Source organism: Lentzea sp. HUAS12 (assembly GCF_024125735.1).
In the GTDB taxonomy this organism is placed as follows: Bacteria; Actinomycetota; Actinomycetes; order Mycobacteriales; family Pseudonocardiaceae; genus Lentzea; species Lentzea albida.
In genome coordinates this window covers 1548112-1567797 of record NZ_CP099738.1, presented here as the reverse complement: position 1 = coordinate 1567797, position 19686 = coordinate 1548112, and the positions used below count along the sequence as shown (strand labels likewise).

17 protein-coding genes and 2 pseudogenes are annotated in these 19686 nt (G+C 71.6%); 8 read left to right on the top strand and 11 right to left on the bottom strand.

Going from position 1 to position 19686, the window contains the following annotated elements; genetic code table 11:
• Positions 1-29: 29 nt before the first annotated feature.
• Positions 30-224: pseudogene (locus tag ND450_RS06950) on the bottom strand (cold-shock protein); the annotation flags it as partial.
• 171 nt (positions 225-395) lie between these two features.
• On the opposite strand from ND450_RS06950, the gene ND450_RS06945 reads away from it, so the two are divergent.
• From ND450_RS06945 to ND450_RS06935, 3 genes are read left to right on the top strand one after another with little or no spacing between them, the layout of a single operon-like run.
• Positions 396-701 (top strand): hypothetical protein, encoded by a 306-nt coding sequence (locus tag ND450_RS06945; RefSeq protein WP_253325332.1) that lies wholly within the window; start codon positions 396-398, stop codon positions 699-701.
• Complete coding sequence (locus tag ND450_RS06940) at positions 701-1003, top strand: hypothetical protein (RefSeq protein ID WP_253325331.1); 303 nt, start codon at positions 701-703, stop codon at positions 1001-1003. The genes ND450_RS06945 and ND450_RS06940 overlap by 1 nt, the downstream gene beginning before the upstream one ends.
• A gap of 33 nt (positions 1004-1036) precedes the next feature.
• Complete coding sequence (locus tag ND450_RS06935; RefSeq protein WP_253325330.1) at positions 1037-1363, top strand: hypothetical protein; 327 nt, start codon at positions 1037-1039, stop codon at positions 1361-1363.
• 66 nt (positions 1364-1429) lie between these two features.
• Here ND450_RS06935 and ND450_RS06930 read toward each other — a convergent pair whose 3' ends face one another.
• Positions 1430-2281, bottom strand: a complete 852-nt coding sequence (locus ND450_RS06930) for an NAD(P)H-binding protein (RefSeq protein ID WP_253325329.1) — start codon at positions 2279-2281, stop codon at positions 1430-1432.
• 59 nt (positions 2282-2340) lie between these two features.
• Positions 2341-3054 carry an SDR family NAD(P)-dependent oxidoreductase gene (locus tag ND450_RS06925; RefSeq protein WP_253325328.1) on the bottom strand — a complete coding sequence of 238 codons (714 nt, stop codon included), beginning with the start codon at positions 3052-3054 and terminating at the stop codon, positions 2341-2343.
• 111 nt (positions 3055-3165) lie between these two features.
• Between ND450_RS06925 and ND450_RS06920 the strand changes: the two genes are divergently transcribed.
• The gene (locus ND450_RS06920) at positions 3166-4080 is read left to right on the top strand and encodes a helix-turn-helix domain-containing protein (protein ID WP_253325327.1); all 915 of its coding nucleotides are present in this window, start codon (positions 3166-3168) and stop codon (positions 4078-4080) included.
• Positions 4081-4114: 34 nt separating this feature from the next.
• Positions 4115-4423 (top strand): hypothetical protein, encoded by a 309-nt coding sequence (locus ND450_RS06915; RefSeq protein WP_253325326.1) that lies wholly within the window; start codon positions 4115-4117, stop codon positions 4421-4423.
• Positions 4424-4474: 51 nt separating this feature from the next.
• Here ND450_RS06915 and ND450_RS06910 read toward each other — a convergent pair whose 3' ends face one another.
• Positions 4475-4717 (bottom strand): hypothetical protein, encoded by a 243-nt coding sequence (locus ND450_RS06910; RefSeq protein WP_253325325.1) that lies wholly within the window; start codon positions 4715-4717, stop codon positions 4475-4477.
• Between the two features lie 44 nt (positions 4718-4761).
• Between ND450_RS06910 and ND450_RS06905 the strand changes: the two genes are divergently transcribed.
• Complete coding sequence (locus tag ND450_RS06905) at positions 4762-5328, top strand: hypothetical protein (protein ID WP_253325324.1); 567 nt, start codon at positions 4762-4764, stop codon at positions 5326-5328.
• Positions 5329-5606: 278 nt separating this feature from the next.
• On the opposite strand, the pseudogene ND450_RS45985 reads toward ND450_RS06905, so the two are convergent.
• From ND450_RS45985 to ND450_RS06875, 6 genes and pseudogenes are all read right to left on the bottom strand, one after another.
• Positions 5607-5702: pseudogene (locus tag ND450_RS45985) on the bottom strand (hypothetical protein); the annotation flags it as partial.
• 136 nt (positions 5703-5838) lie between these two features.
• The gene (locus ND450_RS06895; RefSeq protein WP_253325322.1) at positions 5839-7437 is read right to left on the bottom strand and encodes a SulP family inorganic anion transporter; all 1599 of its coding nucleotides are present in this window, start codon (positions 7435-7437) and stop codon (positions 5839-5841) included.
• Entirely contained in the window at positions 7434-7766 is a 333-nt protein-coding gene (locus tag ND450_RS06890) for a helix-turn-helix transcriptional regulator (RefSeq protein WP_089926887.1), read from the bottom strand. The genes ND450_RS06895 and ND450_RS06890 overlap by 4 nt, the downstream gene beginning before the upstream one ends.
• A 3-nt stretch (positions 7767-7769) precedes the next feature.
• On the bottom strand, positions 7770-7946 hold the full coding sequence (locus ND450_RS06885; protein WP_253325321.1) for a hypothetical protein: 177 nt from the start codon (positions 7944-7946) through the stop codon (positions 7770-7772).
• Between the two features lie 180 nt (positions 7947-8126).
• The gene (locus tag ND450_RS06880; RefSeq protein ID WP_253325320.1) at positions 8127-8618 is read right to left on the bottom strand and encodes a DUF2690 domain-containing protein; all 492 of its coding nucleotides are present in this window, start codon (positions 8616-8618) and stop codon (positions 8127-8129) included.
• 17 nt (positions 8619-8635) lie between these two features.
• The gene (locus ND450_RS06875; protein ID WP_253325319.1) at positions 8636-13129 is read right to left on the bottom strand and encodes a DUF1524 domain-containing protein; all 4494 of its coding nucleotides are present in this window, start codon (positions 13127-13129) and stop codon (positions 8636-8638) included.
• A gap of 350 nt (positions 13130-13479) precedes the next feature.
• Between ND450_RS06875 and ND450_RS06870 the strand changes: the two genes are divergently transcribed.
• A complete protein-coding gene (locus ND450_RS06870) occupies positions 13480-17358 on the top strand; it encodes a helix-turn-helix domain-containing protein (RefSeq protein WP_253325318.1) in 3879 nt (1292 codons plus the stop codon).
• A gap of 105 nt (positions 17359-17463) precedes the next feature.
• Here the strand turns inward: ND450_RS06870 and ND450_RS06865 are convergent, their stop codons facing one another.
• A complete protein-coding gene (locus ND450_RS06865) occupies positions 17464-18939 on the bottom strand; it encodes a nitroreductase/quinone reductase family protein (protein WP_253325317.1) in 1476 nt (491 codons plus the stop codon).
• A gap of 90 nt (positions 18940-19029) precedes the next feature.
• Between ND450_RS06865 and ND450_RS06860 the strand changes: the two genes are divergently transcribed.
• Positions 19030-19683: a TetR family transcriptional regulator gene (locus ND450_RS06860; RefSeq protein WP_253325316.1), complete on the top strand. Its 654-nt coding sequence runs from the start codon at positions 19030-19032 to the stop codon at positions 19681-19683.
• Positions 19684-19686 lie beyond the last annotated feature (3 nt).

Here is a 19686-nt window from a genome sequence, read left to right as displayed (position 1 = left end):
GCGCCCGGTGCGGCGTCCCCGGTGACGGCGACGCGCAGCGCCTGCGGACCGCGGGGCCCCTCACCGGTCTCGAACTCCACCGCCTGGCCCTCGCGCAGCGCCTTGGCCGGGCCCTCGCCCCGCACCTGCGAGACGTGCACGAAGATGTCGTCGCCGCCGTCGTCGGGGGCGAGGAAGCCGAAGCCGCGCTCGAGGTCGTACCAGCGGACGGTTCCCTGCTGCAAGGTGCACTCCTGGTCTAGCGGGTGGTCGGGGGTCCAGTGTCCCAGGCTCCGGGCACCCGCCGCGCCACGGAACCGCGCACCGCCGTGAGCCACCTCATCCTTTCGGGACCGGTCACCTGTGACCGGTCGGTGCTCTGTTCCGCAACGACCGCACCTCGCAGGATCGTGGTCATGATGAACAAGATCACGGCCGCACTGGCCGCGCTCGCCTTCTCCACCGGCTGCCTGGCGCTCGTCGCCACGCCCGCCTCCGCCGCGTCGTGCAGCGTGCAGAACGTGCGGGGCAGCGCCGGCCACAACGGTGCCGCCGTCACCTGTTACGACCTCGGCACGTTCCAGGCGTCCGCACGCTGTCGCCGCACCGACAACGGCTTCCAGTACACCCACTTCGGACCGATGGTGGGCCAGGGCAGGACCTCGACCGTTTGGTGCGACATCGATGCCGTGGTCGTCTCGGCCACCGGGATCAACATCTGATGGCGCGCATCACGGCTCTGGTCGCGTCCGCGGCGATCGTGCTCGGCGGCGTGGTGCTGACCGCGGCGCCCGCCTCCGCCGCGGGGTGCGAGTGGTACGGCACGCACGGCAGCGCCGGCCACCGCGGCGCCATCGTGCACTGCGTCGGCATCGGCCGTTTCAAGGCCATCGCCGACTGCGAGCGCATCGACAACGGCTACCGCTACGCGCACTACGGACCGATCGCGGCCGACGGGGGAACGTCGACGGTGTGGTGCGACGTCGGAGCGGTGGTGAAGAACGCGACGGGCTGGCACGTCTGACCCGCGCGGACCTGACCAAAAGGAGCCGAACGAGTGAACCCGCCGATGCTCGCGCAGCGCCACGAGTCCGAGCGCCGACAGGACCACAACATCCAGACCAGGCGCACCGACCGCGAGCTGCGCAGCGATCTGGTCATCCAGGTCACCGACGCGGCGGGGTCGTTCCACTTCCTCGCCACCTCCTACTGGTTCATGAAGGAGACGACGGGCTCCTCCTCCGGCGACCACGGGTACCTGGAGCCGGTCAAGCGCGACCCCGGGCTCCAGTACCGGAGCTCACGAGTGACCGGCACCGAGCGGCATTCCGGGTTCACCGTCCTCGCGCGGCAACTCCTGGTGGCAGAGATCGCCCGCACGTGACACTCAGGCGCTTCGCCGGACCGGGACGGCGGCGGGTCGTCGCCCGCCGCCGTCCGTCGTGGTGTCTCAGCGGAACTCGCCGGCGTGCTCCTCGCACCACTCGCGGAAGGTGCGGGGAGCGATGCCGGTGAGGTTGGTGATGTCGTCGCTGATGACTCCGGCGCGGCCGGCGCGGAAGAGCTCGTTGAGGTTCCGCACCGCGCCGGCGAAGTCGGCCGGGGTGCCCTGCTCGATGCTGTGCCGGGCGAACTGCTCGGGGGTGAGCGGCACGAACTCGATGGTCCGTCCCAGGACGTCGGCGAGGATCTCCACCTGCTCGCGGGCGGTGAGCGCCTGCGGGCCGTTGATGATGTAGGCGCGGCCGGCGTGACCGTCCTGGGTGAGGGCGACGGCGGCGACGCGGGCGATGTCGTAGGTGTCGACGGGCACGGTCTTGCCGGGGTCGCTGGCGTCGTAGACGCGGCCCTCGTCGCGGATCGTGGGCAGCCACCAGGTCGCGTTCGACATCAAGGTGTTGGCGCGCAGGTAGGTGACGTCGAGGCCGGAGTCGCGGAAGACCTGGTCGCGGGCGGCGATCCTGGCCCCGATCACGGGCAGCGGTTCCAGGACGGTGCCGATGGAGGACAGCACCACGATCTTGCGCACTCCGGCGGTGCGGGCGGCCTTGATCATGTTCTCGGCCTGCTCGCGCAGCGGGTCGAGCTGCATGAAGAAGACGCCGTCGACGCCGCGGGTGGCCTCGGTGAGGCTCTCGGCGTCGTCCAGGTCGCCGACGGCGATGTCGACGCCGGCCGGGACCAGTTCGGCGCGTGAGGGACTGCGGACCAGGGCCCGCACTTGGTGGCCCTGCTCGTGGAGCTGCGGTATCAGGGCGCTGCCGACGTTTCCGGTGGCTCCGATGACGAGGAAGGAGGACATGACGGATCCTTTCGGGATCGATGAGTGGTGGGGCGGTTGACGAGGCTGGACGAGCCCGGCTACCAGGGCAGGTCGCCGTCGCGGTCGCGGAAGGTCCTGGTCACGCCGCCCGGTCCGGCGAGGGCGTAGGCGACGATGGCGTCGGTTCCGTCCTGCACGGAGTGGCCCTGGCCGCCGCTGAGGTCGGTGGCGGTCATGCCGGGGTCGGCGGCGTTGATGCGCAGGTGGGGCAGCAACCGCGCGTAGCGGGCGGTGAGCATGTTGATCCCGGCCTTCGACGCCGCGTACAGCGGCGAGCCGAAGCGCGATTCGATGCGGCTGTCGTCGTGGAACAGGCCGAAGGAACCCAGGCCGCTGCTGACGTTGACGATGCGGGGGTTCGTGCTGCGTTCGAGCAGCGGCAGGAACGCGTGGATCATGCGGACGTAGCCGACGACGTTGGTCAGCAGGACCGCGGTGGCGTCGTCCGGGGTGTAGTCCCCTGCCGCGGCTATCGGGCCGGTGATTCCGGCGTTGTTGACCAGCACGTCGAGGTGGCCGTCGGTCTGCTCGACGGTCACGGCGGCACGGTCGACCGACTCCTGCGAAGTCACGTCCACCTGGAGGAAGTGCGCGCCGATGCTGTCGGCGGCGGGCTTGCCGAGGTCGGGGTCGCGGGCACCCAGGTGGACGCGGCACCCCGCCTCCACCAGACGGCGTGCCGTCTCCAGGCCGATGCCCTTGTTGCCGCCCGTGACCAACGCGACCGCCGCGTCCGTGGCCGGTGTGTTCATCTCTGGCTTCCTTTTCTCTCGCTGCCAGATCGAGTCTGGGGCGCGGGAGCAGAGGCAACGTGGCCCAAGTCGGGCCACCCAGAGGCCGGGCGGCGCGTCGACAATCGGGTCATGACCGAGAATGCAGTCGTGAGCGAGGGACCGGATCTGGCGACGATGCTGCGCTCCTGGCGTGCCAGGGTCCGCCCGGAGGACGTCGGTTCCCCCTTCGCCCGCGGCGCCCGCCGCACCCCGGGGTTGCGGCGCGAGGAGGTCGGCTGGCTGGCCGGTGTCTCGCCCGACTACGTCAAACGCCTCGAACAGGGCCGCGCGCACCCCAGCGCCGACGTCCTGCGGGCGCTGTCCCGCGCCCTGCGCCTCACCGACGCCGAGTTCCAGCTGGCGTGCCGGCTCGCGGGCCACGCCGCCGAGCTCGCCGGGAGCATCCCCCAGCTCATCGGTCCCAACGTGCAACGGCTGCTCAGTCGCCTGGGCGACGTGCCGATCGCGGTCTTCGACGCGGCCTGGACCCTGCTGGAGCACAACGAGCTGTGGGCGGCCCTGCACGGCGAGACGCGACGCCGCGCCGGCCGCGAGACGAACCTGGTCTGGCGCATCTTCCACAACGACCCCGGCAGGATCCGGCACACCTCCCCGGAGGACCACCGGGCCTCCCTGGTCGCCGACCTGCGCGACGTCGCCTCCCGCTACCCGGCCGACCGCCGGCTGGCCGCCATGATCAGCGACCTGCGCCGGTCGAGCACCGACTTCGCCCGGCTGTGGGACGGCTCCGCCGTCGCGCACCACACCAGTGAGCGCAAGACCATCGACCACCCCCAGGTCGGCGCGATCGAACTCGACTGCGACGTGCTCTCACTCCGCGGCGCGGACCTGCGCATCGTCGTCTTCACGGCTGCCCCCGACAGCGAAGCCGCCGACCAGCTCCGGTTCCTGACCGTCATCGGTCAGCAGGACATGACCTCGCCGGCCGCCGGTTCCAGCGACCACGCGGAGGATCCCGGTCTGAGGACCGCTGAGCACGACTAGCCTCGCGGTGGCACACAAGACACCTGGGGATCCGATGAACGCACCGATCACGCCGGAAGGACGGCGCAGGCTCCGCGAAGCGCTGCTGGAGCTGCCCGACCACGACTCGGGTGACGAACCCGCCGCCGGGAGCGAGGTCGACGTCCTCAGCGAGGTGATGGTGATGCTCGCGTTCCACGGGATGAACGTGGCCAGGCGAGTGCGGACGGCGCCCGGCGTGAGCGCCGACCCGCGCGCGGCACGCCTGCTCGACGAGTACGAGGAGCTGCTGACCCGGGCGGGCTCGTTGTCGCAGCAGTTCCTCGGCCTCGCGAAGCGCTTCGGCGAACCGAACGGCTCGTGAACTCGGGAGATCTCCCCACAGGCGGCCGATCGGCGTTGTGCAGTCCACCCGTCAGTTGTGCACCACCGGCTGGATGCCCAGCTCTGCGGCCCAGCGCTCGACGACGTCCGCGGCGTCCGTCTGCACGGTGTTCGCCGAGACCCGCGAGCCGAGCTCCTTCGCCTGGCCCGCGCACGCCAGCGCCGCGTCGACGGCGGCACCGAGCCGGTCGGCCGTGATCTTGTGGAACGGCAGGCGCATGCCGGCGCCCAGTTGCTCCACGCGCCACGCCCAGTAGGCCTGGTCGGCGAGCATTCCGGCGATGACGGACGGCAGGCCCGCGCAGGACGGACGCGGTCGTGCCCGACCCGCCGTGGTGCACGGCGGCCCGGCAGCGCGGCAGCACCGCGTCGAAGTCGACGTTGTTCACGAGGTGCAGGTGGTCGGGCAGTCCGGCGCCGTCGGCGCCGAAGTCGCTCCAGTCGGCGCAGATCAGCCCTCGCAGGCCCCGTTCTCGCGTCAGGTCGGAGATGGTGCGCAACATGGCCCGGGGGTCGGCCACCGGTGTCGAGCCGAAGCCGAAGAAGACCGGTGCGCTGCCCGCGTCCAGCCAGGCGTCCAGGGATTCCGGCACGGTGTCACCGAGCCGGGCCCGCAGGTCCGCGGACAGCGCCTGCCACCCGACGATCTCGTGCCGCTGGTCCCATTCCGCCGGCCTCGACGCGACGTCGCCGCTGAACATCGCCACGGACGGGATCAGTTCCACGCGCGGGGCGCGCCGGTACCGCTCGATGCCGAGCACGTCGCACATCTCGTCGATGTTCGGCTTGTTCTCGTACCAGAAGGCGAGGTCCAGCAGGCGCCAGCTCGCCCAGTTCAGCCGGCGCAGCCGCAGATCGCGGACCGGAGAGAGGAAGCTCGCGTGATTGCCCGCGTCGAGGACCGGATAAAGGCTCGACGTGCGGTGCGGCACGCCGAGTGCCTTCGCGAGGCACTCACCGCGGTACACGGTCGTGATCGTCGAGATCACCAGGTCGGCACCCTCGGCCGCGGTGACGCACGCGTCGATGATCGACCGGTTCGCCGCGCGTTCCTCGAGGGTCATCGCCTTGAGGAACGCGTAGACCTTCCCGCGGGCCATGTTGGCGCGCCCCGCGTCCGAGCTCATGATCACGCTCAGGTCCGGTTTCATCGGGACGACGTCGATGCCGGAACGTGCGGCCCACGCGGCGAGGTTCTCGTTCACCGTCATCACGACCGAGTGCCCGCGCCGCCGCAGTTGGTAGCCGAGCGCCACCATCGGCTGGATGTCTCCCCGCGAACCGTGCGCGAGGATCGCTACCCCCCATACCCATTGTTCAGCAATCGCGCAGTTCTTCTCCTGGTGCGGTCAGCGTTCGCCGTGGAGCAGCCGGCAACGGCCCTTTCCACGCTTCTCAAGGGAGCGTCCCGTTGAGCCGCAGATGGGTCCGAGCGTGCTCGATGGCTTCAGGTGTGCTCGCGAACGTGCGCACTCCGAGGACCTCCAGCTGGCGGCGATGTCCTTCTCGCACACCGGAAAGCAGGACGGTCACACCACGGTGTTCCAGCTTCTCGACGGCGTCGCGCAGGACCAGGACTCCAGTGGTGTCCAGTGTGGACACATGCGACAGGCGGAGGATCACCACGGAGACCGCCGAGATCTCGGTGAGCTCCAGGAGGAAGCGGTGTGCCGCGGCGAAGAACAGCGGTCCGTCCAGCCGGTAGGCGACGATGTGCTCGGAGAGCAGCCTCCGTTCCTCTTCGGTGTGGTCGCCCGCTTCCAGGGGCTCCACGTCGATGCGCGCGGATCTGGCGACGGCTCGCAGTGCCAGCGCTCCCGCGACGGCGATGCCGACGATCACGGCCGTGACGAGGTCGAGGGTCAGCGTCGCGATGGCGGTGAGGGCGAGCACCACCGCGTCGGAGCGGTTCGCGCGCATCAGCACGCGCACCGATCCCACCTCGACCATGCGCACGGCGGTGGCGATCAGGACGCCTGCCAGCACGGCCAACGGGATTCGCCCGACCGCGGGGGCGGCGGCCAGCATGATGACGGCGAGCGTCGCGGCGTGCACCAGGGCCGCCAGTCTCGATGTCGCGCCCGACCGGACGTTGACCGCGGTCCTCGCGATCGCCGCGGTGGCGGGCACTCCGCCGAACAGCGGTGTGACGACGTTCGCGACACCTTGCCCGAAGAGCTCGCGGTCGGGGTTGTGCCGCTGGTTGACGCTCATGCCATCGGCCACGGTGGCCGACAGCAGGCTCTCCAGCGCGGCGAGTGCCGCCACCGCGACCGCGGACGGCAGCAAGGACCACAACGCGTCCAGATCCAGGAAGGACAGCGACGGCGCGGGCAGCAACGCCGGCAGCGAGCCGATCCTGGCCACCGGCAACGACCAGATCTCCGCCACCGCCGTACCCACCGCGACGGCCAGCAACGAGAACGGGATCGCGGGCTTCCAGCGCGACCCGACGAGCATCACCACGACCACACCGCCGGCGAGCAGTGCGGCGGGCCACACGGGGCCGGCCCCGACCGCACGCACCGCGGTCACCACCACGTTGTGCCCGGTGGAAGCCGGCACCCCGAGAGCCGCCGGGACCTGCTGCAACGCGATCACCGCGGCGATGCCGATGGTGAAGCCCTCGACCACCGGCGCGGGAACGTACCGCATGTAGCGCCCGATCCTGGCCACCGCCAGGCAGAGCAGGACCACACCCGCGAGCAGACCGACCGTCAGCACACCGCCGGGTCCGAACCTCGCGACGATCGGGACGAGCACGACGGTCATGGCGCCGGTGGGCCCGGACACCTGCAGGCTCGACCCCCCGAACACCGCCGCCAACGCGCCCGCCACGATCGCCGTCACCAGGCCGGCCGCCGCACCGAGTCCGGACGCGACGCCGAAGCCGAGCGCCAGAGGTAAGGCGACCACCGCGACGGTGACACCCGCCAGGACGTCTCTGGGCGTGGCGGCCGACCAGTCGGCCTTCGCCGGCAGGAAGGCTCTCACGCGGAGTCCTCGCGCAGCTGCGCGAGCAACTCGTTCTGCCCGACCAGCAACTCGGTCAGGATGCGTCTGGCCGCCTTCATCAGGTCGGCCACGTCGGCGCCCGCGAGCGCGTACACCACCGTCGATCCTTCCCGGGTCGCCGTCACGATGCCGGACCTGCGCAACACGGCCAGCTGCGCCGAGAGGTTGGACGCCTCCACGTCGATCTCGGCGAGCAGGTCGCGCACCGCTTTCGGACCGTCCTGCAACAGCTCCAGCACCCGGATGCGCACCGGATGGCCGAGCATGCGGAAGAACTCGGCCTTCGCCTGGTACAGCGGAACAGGCACCGCTCAGCCCTCCTCGGGCCTGGTGACGGCCACCCCGTGCTCGCCCGCCAGGCGTCGCAGGTTGGCGAGGTCGGCGCGGTGCACCTCGGCGCCGTAGTCGTCCTGCCGCTCCACGGCGAGACACACCGCCCGCTCGGCCTGCTCGAGCCGGCGGTGCAGGTTGTCCTCGAACTCACTCATGCGTCCACAACCTGTCGAATTGAACAATTCTTCAATTTGACACTCTACAACCTCGCGACCCGAGTGCCGGGATCGGCGCGGCCACCACCCGGTGGCCGCGCCGATCCCGGCGACCTGGTCAGAGGATGGCGCTGTGCCCGCACGACGTCGGCCGGGCACGACCAGGACGCGCTTCAGGTGTCACGAAACCCATCCGGAACAGTTCCAGGTCCCGTACCAGGAGCCGTCCATCGCCTCCAAGCGGTGGCACACGCGGGCGCGGTCGTCGGACAGGTTGGCGATCATCGGGGTCCAGAAGCTGCCTTCCAGGCCGGCGCCGACCCGTCTGCTGCGCCAGTCGCCCGCGATCCAGTTGCCCGCGTAGTAGCGCTGGCTCTCGATCGCGGTGCTGATCGCGTAGCAGCACGTGGGCAGGTAGTCGTCGATGACGAGCCGCGCCCAGCGGGCGGAGCACGTGCCGCTGTTGCGCATCGCCCTGCTGAAGGACGAGGCCCAGTACTCGGTGCCGGACACGTTCGCCGCGCCGGACGAGCACCCGGTGCTCTGCGGGTCCTGGCCGGCACAGCCCGAGCCGTAGCACGACGCCGCCTGGGCGGCCGGTGCCGCGGTCAGACCGGTCGCGAGGGCCAGGGCCAGCCACAGGGCCAGGATCAGGAAACGGTTCCTCTTCAACGGTTCTCTCCTCGTTGTCAGCACTGCCGGTCGAGAATGTCCAGGAGCGTGAAGTACTCCGGGTAGGTGATCGCCAGGTGGTAGACCCGTTTGACGTGGATCCACGACCGGGCGTAGGCGCACCAGTGCGAGGGCGTCGGCAGCCACACGTCGGGCGGCCGGTCGCCCTTGGAACTGTTGGTGGTCTTCGACACCGCGAGCAGCTGCGGGTGTTCGAGGTCGTTCGCGAACGTGATGCGGTGCCTGTCGGTCCACCCGCTGGCCCCGGCGTACCAGGCGTGGCCCAGCGGGACCACGTGGTCGATCTCCATCTCGTTGCGGGCGGTGGTGGTCGTGTTGTCGTACGGGCTGGTCCACCGGCCGGCCGTCACGGGGCAGCCGGTGGGCGGGGCGAGTGCCTGGCCGTCCCGACGCAACACGACCTCCCTGGTGTTGCAGCCCACGCCGGGGAAGCTCGCCCAGGGCGTGTTCGGGCCCGGGTAGAAGCTCTCCCGGGCATACTGCGGCGGGTTCTGCGGCGCCACGTACGACTGGAGCTCGTACAGCTCGGCTCTCGCGATCTGCGCACTCGGCGGCACCACACCGCCCGCGCCGTCGCGGAGGGCTCCCAGTGTGTGGGCGAACGCGGCGGCGTAGCTGCCGGTGCCGGAGCTCTTGGGGTGGAACGACTGCTGGGACACGACGGCGTCCGGGTCCTCGCCCTCGGTCTTGCCGGTGACGACGCGGTGGATCGACTCGCCGGTCGCGTCGAAGCGGGAACAGACCTGGGACAGCTCGAACTCGTCGCGAGGGTCCGAATAGGACACGAAGACGTCCTCCCGCAGCAACGACACGGCGGTCTCGTGCAGGGCGTTGTTGAGCAGGTCGGCCATGTCGTTGAGGAAGTCGATCTCGGCATCGCTGAGGCGCAGCGTGGTCATGCACAGGCTGTCGCGGTACCAGGTGTTCCCGTCGCCGACGAGCGGGAACAGCCGCGGGTAGCCCATGAGCACGATCCGGGCGTTCGGTGCCTTGGCGTGCACCTGGCGCACCACGGTCTCGACGGAGGGTTTGACCTTCTGCTCGATGAGCGCGGGCAGCGCCCTCTCCAACGGCGTCGGCACGGGCGGTGGGTCGCCGTACCAGTCGTTGGGCGCGTTCGAGCTTCCGCAGTACTGGTCCGGGAGCGGGGTGCCGACGGTGCACGTGGTGAGCACGTCGCCGAAGTGCGCGTCGTTGCCGCCGATGCTCAGCGCCACCGTGGTCGTGTTGTCGTCGAGGAACCCGCGGTCGATCTGGGAGAGCTCCTTGTGCTGACCGCGCCCGTTCTCGCCCCAGGCGTTGGCGACGCCGTCCGGCAGCAGGTTCTCGGTCTGCGCGCCGGAGCACGCCAGCAGGTGGTAGTCCAGGCCCGGGTCGAAGCGGTCCGCCCTGGCGCCGACCGATTCGGACGTGCCGGACAGCACGGCTTGCCGCGACCACGCGTTCCTGGAGCGGTGGCACCCGTTGCGCCACGCCGCACCGGTGGTGCCGCTGTCGTCCGTCTCCTGGAAGTAGCTCCCGGCGCCCTCGCCGGAGGCGTAGGAGTCGCCGAGGACGACCATCTGCTCAGCCGGTTTCCCCGGCAGCGGCAGGAAGGCGACGGCGTCGAACGCGACGTCCTGGGTGCCGTTGCCCTCCCCCGTGATCGACGACAGCGTCACCGAAGGGGTGCCGGCGAACGGGAAGGCGCCGAGCGAGACCCAGCGGTGCTCCTGGGTCTTCTGCAGGACGCTGCGCCGCTTGGTCTGCCCGTTGCCCAGGTCGACCGTGTATGTGCCCTGCTGGGTGTGGGCTCCGTGGTCGGGCATGTGCACCACCACGCGGGCCCACTGGTGCAACGACCGGTTGAGCGTCCAGGTGCCGGCGACCTCCCAGTTCTTGGCGTCGTTGGCGGTCGTGGTGCGGGTGTGGGCGAACCAGAAGTGGCCGCCGAACCCGCCGCCGATCTGGTGGAAGTCCACTTTGGAGTGGTAAAGGCCGTCGGTGTGCTGGGCGAAGCGCAACCGGAACGCGCCCTGCCCGGTCCACGTCCGCCCGCAGCCCGGCCGGACGGACGGCACGTCGTCCCCCACGTCGTCGATCACCAGCGCACCCGACGGCAGGCCGTCGAGGGTGCACCTCGGCCGGTAACGGGCGCGTTGCTCGTCGGGGTACGCGCCACCGGTGTCGGCGTCGGGCGGCTCCGCACTGCCGGGTGCGGCGAGGCCTGCCGCTTCGAAACCGCACGTGGTGCTGCCGGCCGAGCAGTCCTTCCACGAGGCGGACGCGTGCCACCAGCAGTGGAAGTCGCCGAGCAGGCAGGGGTTCGCGGCGGTGCCGATATTGTTCGCGTTGCAGCGGTTGCCGTTGGTGGCGTGCGTGCTGCAGAAGGTGCCGACGGGCGGTTTGGCCCGCGTGCGGTGGTCCGCCGCGGTCCACCACGCCTGCTTGTACCCGGCCTCGTAGCCGTTGCCGCCGGTGTACTTGACGATCGGGTAGGCCGCCCAGCCGATGACCTTCTCCGGGTACGGCCAGTGCTGCGGGTGGCGGGCGTCGTCGTAGTGGTCGTTGTCCAGGAACGGGGTGCGGTTGAACGGGTAGTCGGGACGCGCCGGGTTGTTCGACCAGCCCAGGCCGTAGTTGCCGCCCGGCCCGTTGCCCGGCGCGTCGGTGCAGTTCGGTCCCGGCGTGCAGCCGGTGGTGTTGCCGGTGCTCGCCTGCGGGTTGATGCCGCTGTTGTAGGCCCACAGCGCGGTGAACCAGTTCTCGGCCTTCGCCGCGTCGCCGCCGTTGACGGTCATGCCGAGCGCCTGGGTCTGGTTCCACTTCTCCTGCAGGATGCGCAGCCCGGCGGCGATGTTGGTGGCGTAGTCGACCGCGACCGCGAGCTGCTTGTCCGCCGGCAAGGTACCGGGACCGGAGCGCCGCATGCCGTCGGTGACCTGCGCGACGCCGTAGCCGCAGTCGGCGGCCGACCAGTTGATGCCCCAGCCGTCCTCGACCCCGTAGAAGCTGCCGACCAGCGGGTTGCCGGTCACTCCCTCCACGACGTGGAACGAGGCCTGCCACAGGTTGGACTCCTGGGCCAGCACGCCGAGCAGGATCTGAGCGGGCACCCGGCCGCCGCCGGAGAGCCCGACCGACGGGAACATCACCTGCGGCCGCCACGCGGCGGGCATGCCCGACTGCTTCCAGTTCGCGGGCCGTTGCACGGTCAACTCGTTCTGCACCGCGAGCTCGGCCGCCCACTCCACCTGGCTCCAGTGCGGCTGGTACACCTGGATCCGCGCGTCGTTGCGGGGGATGGAACAGGTGCGGTCCCGGTCGACCGAGTCGTTCGGCGACTCCGCGCTCGCCCTGACCTGCGTCGCGGCCGGTGCCGCCCGCGTGCCCTGCTCCGCGTTCGCCGACGTCCTGGCGACGGGGCTCACCTCGAAGTCCACCGAGGCCCCGGTCGCCCGCACCGCGGCGCGCACCGCGACCGTCCGGTCGGCGGCGGGCGCGGAGGCGAGCGCGGCCGCCCGCGCCTGGTTCGTCCGTTCGAGGACGAGCCCGCCCTCGGTGGACACCTCGGCGTCCGCCGGCGCCGTCACGGCCGTGACGCCCGCCGGCAGCGACCCGGCGAGTTCTGCCTTGCCGGTGACGAACACCCTGCGCCCGGTGCCGGCGACCAGGCCGACCCCGGTGAGCGGACCGCGTCCGAGGTCCTGGACCTTGCCGTTCGCGAGCCGTGAGACGACGGTCTGGTCACCGTCTCGCTGGAGGTGGACGATCCCGCCGGCGGCGTCCGGGTGCAGCCGGATCGCCGGGCCGCGGGTGTCGGCGAGCGGGACGACCTTCCCGGTGTCCTCGACGCGCACGATCTGCCCGCCGCGCGCCGCCACGACCCCGTCCGAGGCCGGGACGGCGGAAGTGACCTCACCGTCGATCTCGTGGGACCGCACCAGGGCGGCACGGGTGGTGTCGACGACGTGCAGTCGCGTCGCGGCCAGGTCCACGGCGCCGGACTGCGTCAGCACGGCGTTCTCCCCCACGCCGCACCCCGGGTCGTAGTACGCCAGCGAGACGGTCACCGGGAGCTTCGTCACGGCGCCCGAGACGAGGTCGACGACGGCGGCGAACGCACCCCGGTCGAACAGGTGGGCCCGGTTGGTGAAGTGGCGCGGCGCGTAGACGACCACCGCGCGGCGTCCCGACTCGGTCAGGCACGCGTTGCCGATCCACCGGTCCGTCTCCAGCCAGGGCTCGGCCAGCGTCGCCGCCGTGCGCCAGGTGAACCCGGACCGGGAGTCGGCGACGAGCAGGTGGAAGCCCGTCGAGTCGCCGTCGGTGGTCCAGGCGAGGTCGCCGGAGGACCGCCAGCCGGCGGGCAGCAGCTCGTCGCGCCGCGCCGGGTCGACCGTCGAGCGGTCGGCGACCGGCTCGGGAGCGGCGGGGGCGGCAGGCTCCTGGGCGGCCGCCTGCGACACCGGCAGCCCGGCGGTCAGCAGGACGGCGAGAACGGGCGGCACGAGTCTCCGCAGACGCGCGGCGATCCGCTTCCGGAATGTCTTCCGGCGGTGAATGCGGGGCACTCTTCGGCGCGTTCCCATTTCTCCTCCATTCACGTGCCGCTGAACAGAGGAATGGGCACTGCTCCGCCCGGGCCGCCGATACCCCCGGTGGTGACGTGGAATTCTGGATCGGCGGCCCGGGCGTTTACTTCACATCCCCCTGTGCGGGCCAGTGCAGCACTCCGGGAGGCCGCGTCTGAAGGCCCGTTGACAGGTCCGCACAAGTCCGTACAGTCGGACCTCGTGCTGCACCGGCACCGAGGTGGGGATGTGCGGGTCTGTCGCGGAACGCGAGCGGAGGAGGCCCGGTGAGCGACGCCGCCGACCCGCTCGGCCCGGCCGCGGTGTCGTCGAAGAAGGATTTCGGGCGCGCCTTGACGGCGTTGCGGGAGAGCGCCGGTCTGACCGTGCGCAATCTGGCCGGAAAGGTCGATGCGCCATTCGGCACAATCAGCGGCTGGTGCACCGGACGCCATTTGCCGACGCTGTCGCAGCGGGATTTGTTCCTGCGCGTGCTGGCGGCCTGCGGGGTGACCGGCGAGGCGCTCGCCGCGGACTGGGTCGCGTGCTGGCTGCGGCTGCGGCGGCCGCTCGGGCAGCAGCGGTCCGACGTGCCCACCCCCTACCGCGGGCTGGAGCCGTTCCAACCGGAGCACGCCGACTGGTTCTTCGGCCGGTCGCGGCTGACCGAGGCGTTGGTGCACCGGGTCAGCTCCGGCGCGCCGGGACTGACCCTCGCCGTCGGTTCGTCCGGTTCCGGCAAGTCGTCGCTCCTGCGCGCGGGAGTGCTGCCCGCGCTGTGCGGCAACGGGCGTTCCCACCGCTGGCAGGGGCTGTCGCTCACGCCCGGCCCGCGCCCCACGTCCGCGCTGGCCACCCAGCTCGCGCTCGTCACGGACGTGGCACCGGACGAGATCGAGGTGGAACTGCGCGAACGCCCCGCGCACACCGCCCGCCGGGTGCTGCACCTCGTGGCGGACCCGGTCCTGCTCGTCGTCGACCAGTTCGAGGAGGTCTTCACCGCCACGAGCGCCGACCTCGCCGAGCAGGCCGCGTTCCTCGAGGCGCTGCACGCGCTGGCCCAGACCGCCGACGGCATCCGCGTGCTGGCCGGGATGCGCGCGGACTTCTACCCGGACGCGCTGCGCTGGCCGGTGCTCGCGTCGGCGTTGCAGGACAACCAGGTCACGGTCGGGCCGATGTCGGGCGAGGAGCTGCGGCAGGCCATCGTGGAACCGGCCAGGCTGGCGGGGATCGACATCGAGCCCGGCCTGGTCGACGTGCTGCTGCGCGACCTCACGTCGGCGGGCGCCCGCCACGGCAGGACGGACACGGGCGCGCTGCCGCTGCTGTCCCACGCACTGCTCGCCACCTGGGAGCAGGGCGGGCACCGGACGATGTCGATCGCGGACTACACGGAGACCGGCGGCATCCACGGCGCCATCGCCCGCACCGCGGAGAGCGTGTTCAGCGGGCTCACCGAGGCCGACCAGCACCTCGCCCGGCAACTGTTCCTGCGGCTGGTCAACGTCGGCGACAACACCCCGGACACGCGCAGGCGCGTCCCGCTCGACGAGCTGGGCGGCTCCCGGGACGACGACCGCGACGCGCGCACGAGCGAGCTGCTGGGACGCTACGTCGACCGGCGCCTGCTCACCGCCGACGTCGACGGGGTGGAGATCAGCCACGAGGCGCTGCTGGACTCCTGGCCACGACTGCGGGAGTGGATCGACACCGACCGGTCGGGACTGCGCCTGCACCAACGCCTCACCGAGGCGGCCAAGGGCTGGGAGGACGCCGAACGCGACTCCGGCGCGCTCTACCGGGGTGTGCGGCTCGACGCCGCGGTCGACTGGGTGACCCAGCAGGACCACCGCGACGAGCTCAACCAGCTCGAACGGGACTTCTTCGACACGAGCGTCGAGGCCCACCGCGCCGAGCGCCTGCTCGACCGGCGCCAGACCCGGCGGCTGCGGTGGCTGGCCGCCGCGCTCAGCGTCCTGCTCGTGCTCTCCGTCGTCGCCACCGCGGACTCGATCCGGCAGCAGGCGGTGGCCGAGGGCGAACGCAACCTCGCGATCTCCCGCCAGGTCGCGGGCACCGCCCAGCGGCTGGCCGACCACGACCCCGCCCTCGCCGCGCAGCTCGCGGTGGCCGCGTACCGCATCGCCCCCACCGTCGAGGCCACGTCGAGCCTGCTCGCCGCCACCGGCCGTCCCACCGTGACCCGGATGGTGCGCCCGGGAGGTGCGTTGCAGGCAGTCGTGGTCGACCGGGCGGGAACGCTGCTCGCGGCCGCCGGCGCGGACGAGGCCGACACCGAGGTGCTGCTGTGGGACCTGCGCGACCAGGACCGCCCGCGCCTGCTGGACACGAAGCTCACCGGTCACGCCGACGCGATCTACGCCGCCGCGTTCTCCCCCGACGGACGCACCCTGGCGACCGGTTCCGCCGATCGCACCGTGCGGCTCTGGGACGTGGCGGACCCGGCCCGCCCGCAGCCGCTCGGGCACCCGCTCACCGGTCCCGCCGGCGAGGTCCTCGCGGTCGAGTTCACCCCGGACGGCGAAACCCTCGTGGCGGGCGGCCGAGACAAGACCATCAGGCTGTGGGACGTGCGCGACCTCGCACACCCGGTGCCGGCCGGTCCCGCGCTCACCGGCGCGACCGGCGCGGTGCAGTCGATCTCCTTCACGCCGGGCGGCGGGATCATGGCGGTCGCCGACGCGGGCGGAGCCGTCCGCCTCTGGGACCTCGGCGACCGCGCGACCCCACGCCCCCTCGACACCCCGTGGACCGGACCCAGCCGCGTCAACACCGTCGCATTCAGCCCGGACGGCAAGACCCTCGCCGCCGGCAGCAACGACGCGACCGTGCGCCTGTGGACCACGGCCGACCCCGCGCACCCGGTACCCGCCGGCACGCTGACCGGCGTCGCCGGCTGGATCAACGCGATCGCCTTCAACTCCGACGGAACCCAGCTGGCCGTGGCGAGTGCCACCAGCAGGGTCCAGCTGTGGGACGTCGCCACCGGGAAGGTGCGGCTCGACCTCCCCCACTCCGAACCCACCACAGCGGTCGCGTTCCGCGGTGACGACCGCGTGCTCTACACCAACAGCGCCGACGGCGTCGCCCGCAGGTGGCTGGTCCCCGGCCCCGTGCTGCCCACCGAGGGCAGGCAGCTCACGGGCGTCGCCTTCCACCCCGACCGGCCGCTGCTCGTCGACGGCGGGATCGACACCCGCCTGTGGGACCTGGCGAACCGCGACAGGCCTGTGCCGGTCGGCTCACCGCTCACGGCGCCGCCCGGCTACGACCGGATGACCGGCAACGTCGCGCTGAGCCCCGACGGGACCACCCTGGCCGGGGCGACCAGGTCCGGGAACACGGTGCTGCTGTGGAACGTCGAGGACGCGGCACGGCCGCGGCTGCTACCGCTCCGGCTGGCGGGCCACACGGCGCTCGTCGAACACGTCAGGTTCAGCCACGACGGCCGCCTGATCGCCAGCGCGAGCGACGACGGCACCGTGCGCCTGTGGGACCCGGCGGCAGAACGGCCTCTCGCGACGCTCGACTCCGGCACCGGCTTCGTCTACGCGACCGCCTTCAGCCCCGGCGACGACGTGCTCGCCGCCGCGACGCAGGACGGCCACGTCGCGTTGTGGGACATCAGCGACCCCCGCGCACCGCGACCGATCGGACCGCCGCTCGAGGTGGCCCCCGACGACGCGCGCTCGATCGCGATCAGCCCCGACGGCAGGACGCTGGCGGTCGGCATCGCCAACGGAACCGTGCTGGTGTGGGACATCGAAAACCCCCGGGAGCCGCGTTCGGCCGGCCCCGCCGTCACCGGACCCGACGGTTTCGTGCACGCGCTGGTCTTCAGCCCGGACGGCGGCACCCTCGCCGGCGGTGCCGGCACCGGCCAGACGTGGATGTGGCGCGTGACCGGGGACCGCCGCCTGGAGACCGTGGCCATCCTGCAGGCGTCACCGGCGACGACCTGGGCCCTGCAGTTCAGCCCCGACGGGCGGCGGCTCGCGACCGTCGCCGGCAACGTCCACCTGTGGGACACCGATCCCCTGGCCGCCATCGACCACATCTGCCGGCACTCGGGCGACCGGCTCAGCGAGGCCGAGTGGGCCAAGTACGCCCCCGGTGCCCCGTACCTCGACGTCTGTCCCTGATCCCCGGTGGCCTCTTCGCCGATCTGTGAAGGCGACTTGATCCGTCGTGCGCCGAGGCCCGGTGGGTTCATTTTGGTCAACACTGAAGCAATAGAGTCTTTCGAACTACGCTGCGTCGTCGTCGATGATCTGCACGACCACCTTCCCCACCGTGCGGCCGTTCTTGCTGTGCTCCAGCGCTGCGACCACCTCGTCACGGGAGAACCCGTAGGTCCGGTCGACGTGCACGCGGACCTGCCCGGCCTCCACCATCCGGTCCACGCGGTCGAGGAGTTCGCGTGACGCGTCGAGGAAGATCGGGACGTAGGCGATCCTCCTGCCCACCAACGACTTCACCTTCCGGGCCAGGATCGTCGTCCCCAGACGCAACGCGGCTCCGACGGTGATCCGGTCGTCCTCGTCGCGGGAGATCGTGACGAACCGGCCTCCGTCGGCGATGACGTTCCGGGCGGCCACCCACTGCTCGCGCCCGCCGACGAAGTCGAGCACCGCGTCCGCGGAAGCTGCGGGCACGGCGGCGTCGTAGCGGCCCGCGGTGTGGTCGATGACGTCGTGCGCGCCGAGTTCGCGGACGAACGCCTCGTTGCGTCCACTGCTGACCGCGGTGACGTGCGCGCCGAGGACCCTCGCGATCTGGACGGCGTAGGTGCCGACGCCACCCGACGCGCCGATCACGACCACGCGGCTGCCGGGGCCGATCCGCGCCTTGTCCAGTGCCAGCAGGGCGGTCTGGGCGGCCAGCGGCACGGCGGCGGCCTCGGCGAAGCTCAGCCCGGCGGGGATCACGCTGACCAGGTCCTGTTCGACGTTCACGTGTTCGCCGGCGCCGCCGCCGTGGAGCTTGTTGTCGGCGTGCACGCGGTCGCCCACCTTCAGCCGGGCGACCTCGCTGCCGACGGCGGTCACGACGCCGGCGAGGTCGAACAGCGGGACGAACGGGAATGTGCGCTTCGCGATCAGGCGGCGGCGACCTTCGATCATCTGCCAGTCGATGGGGTTGACCGAGGCCGCGTGCACCTCGATGCGGACCTGGGTCGGGGACGGTTCCCCGACCGGGTGCGCCGCCGAGTACGCCAGCACCGCGTCGGCGACGCCGTAGTCACGCTGCACGACAGCGCGCTGGGCGGGGCGGGCGACAGGTTCGAGGACGACCACCGGGATCTCCCTGCCGGTGTGACCGGCGTAGTCCTCATAGGACGGGAAGACCTCGACGAGGCGGGGCCACAGGGCGGCGCGTTCGGCACCGGAGGCCACGCGGGGACGAACGCGGCGGCGCATCCCTCCTGGCAGCTCCACCTCGGTGACCGGCATGGCCATCAGGTTGTGGAACCACGCGGGATGCGTGTCGGACCCGCCCTTGGACGCGACGACGACCAGGCCGGGTTCGTCGTCGAGGTAGATCAACGGGTTGGTGCGGAGCTCGCCGCTGCGACGCCCGACGTGGTCGAGCAACAGCACCGGAGCACCGAGGAACGTCGCGCCCAGCCGCCCCCTGGTGGAGCGGAACAGGACCTTCTGCAAGCGCGCACCCTGCTTGTGGAGGTTCCAGAAAGCGGTGGAGTTGCGCGTCATCTGACTCATGACGGCGATATTGTCAGAGTCTGACATTTGTCGCAACGAGACAAACGACAGTGTGTGACGTGATCGCGCGAACTCCAGTAAGGTTGGCCCATGAGCACTCCCGGGCTGCGCGAGCGCAAGAAGGTCCGCACCCGCCAGGCGCTGGTCGACGCGGCGTACGAGCTCTTCGCACAGCAGGGTTTCGCCGCCACGACCGTCGACCAGATCGCCGAAGCGGTGGAGATGTCCGCGCGGACCTTCCACCGCTACTTCACCTCGAAGGAGGACGCGGCGCTGTCGGTGCTGACCGAGCAGCACGACGCCATGGTCGAAGCGCTGCGGTCCCGCCCCGCCGACGAGCCGGCGATGACCGCGATGCGCAACGCGGTCGTCGCAGTGCTGACCGCTTACGAAGCCGACGAGAACTGCGACGCTTTCCGCTTCCACCAACTGCAGACCCTGATCGCGGGCAACCCGGCACTCCGAGCCGCGGCCGCCGAGCACAGCACCGCGCGGACGTCCGAGGTGGCGGAGCTGATCGCCGCACGGATGGGTGTCGAGCCCGCGGTGGACCCGCGTCCCGGACTCGTCGCCGCCGTCGCGCTCTGCGCCGCTCCCGCCGCGGTCGACGCCCGGCGCCACCACGAACCGTCGCGGTCGGCCTCGGAGCTGTACGGGCAGGTGTTCGACCTCCTCGGGTCCGGTATGGACTACCCGGCGGCCGTCACCGCACGCGGCGTTCGTTCGTCCGAGCGAAAAGACTGATCT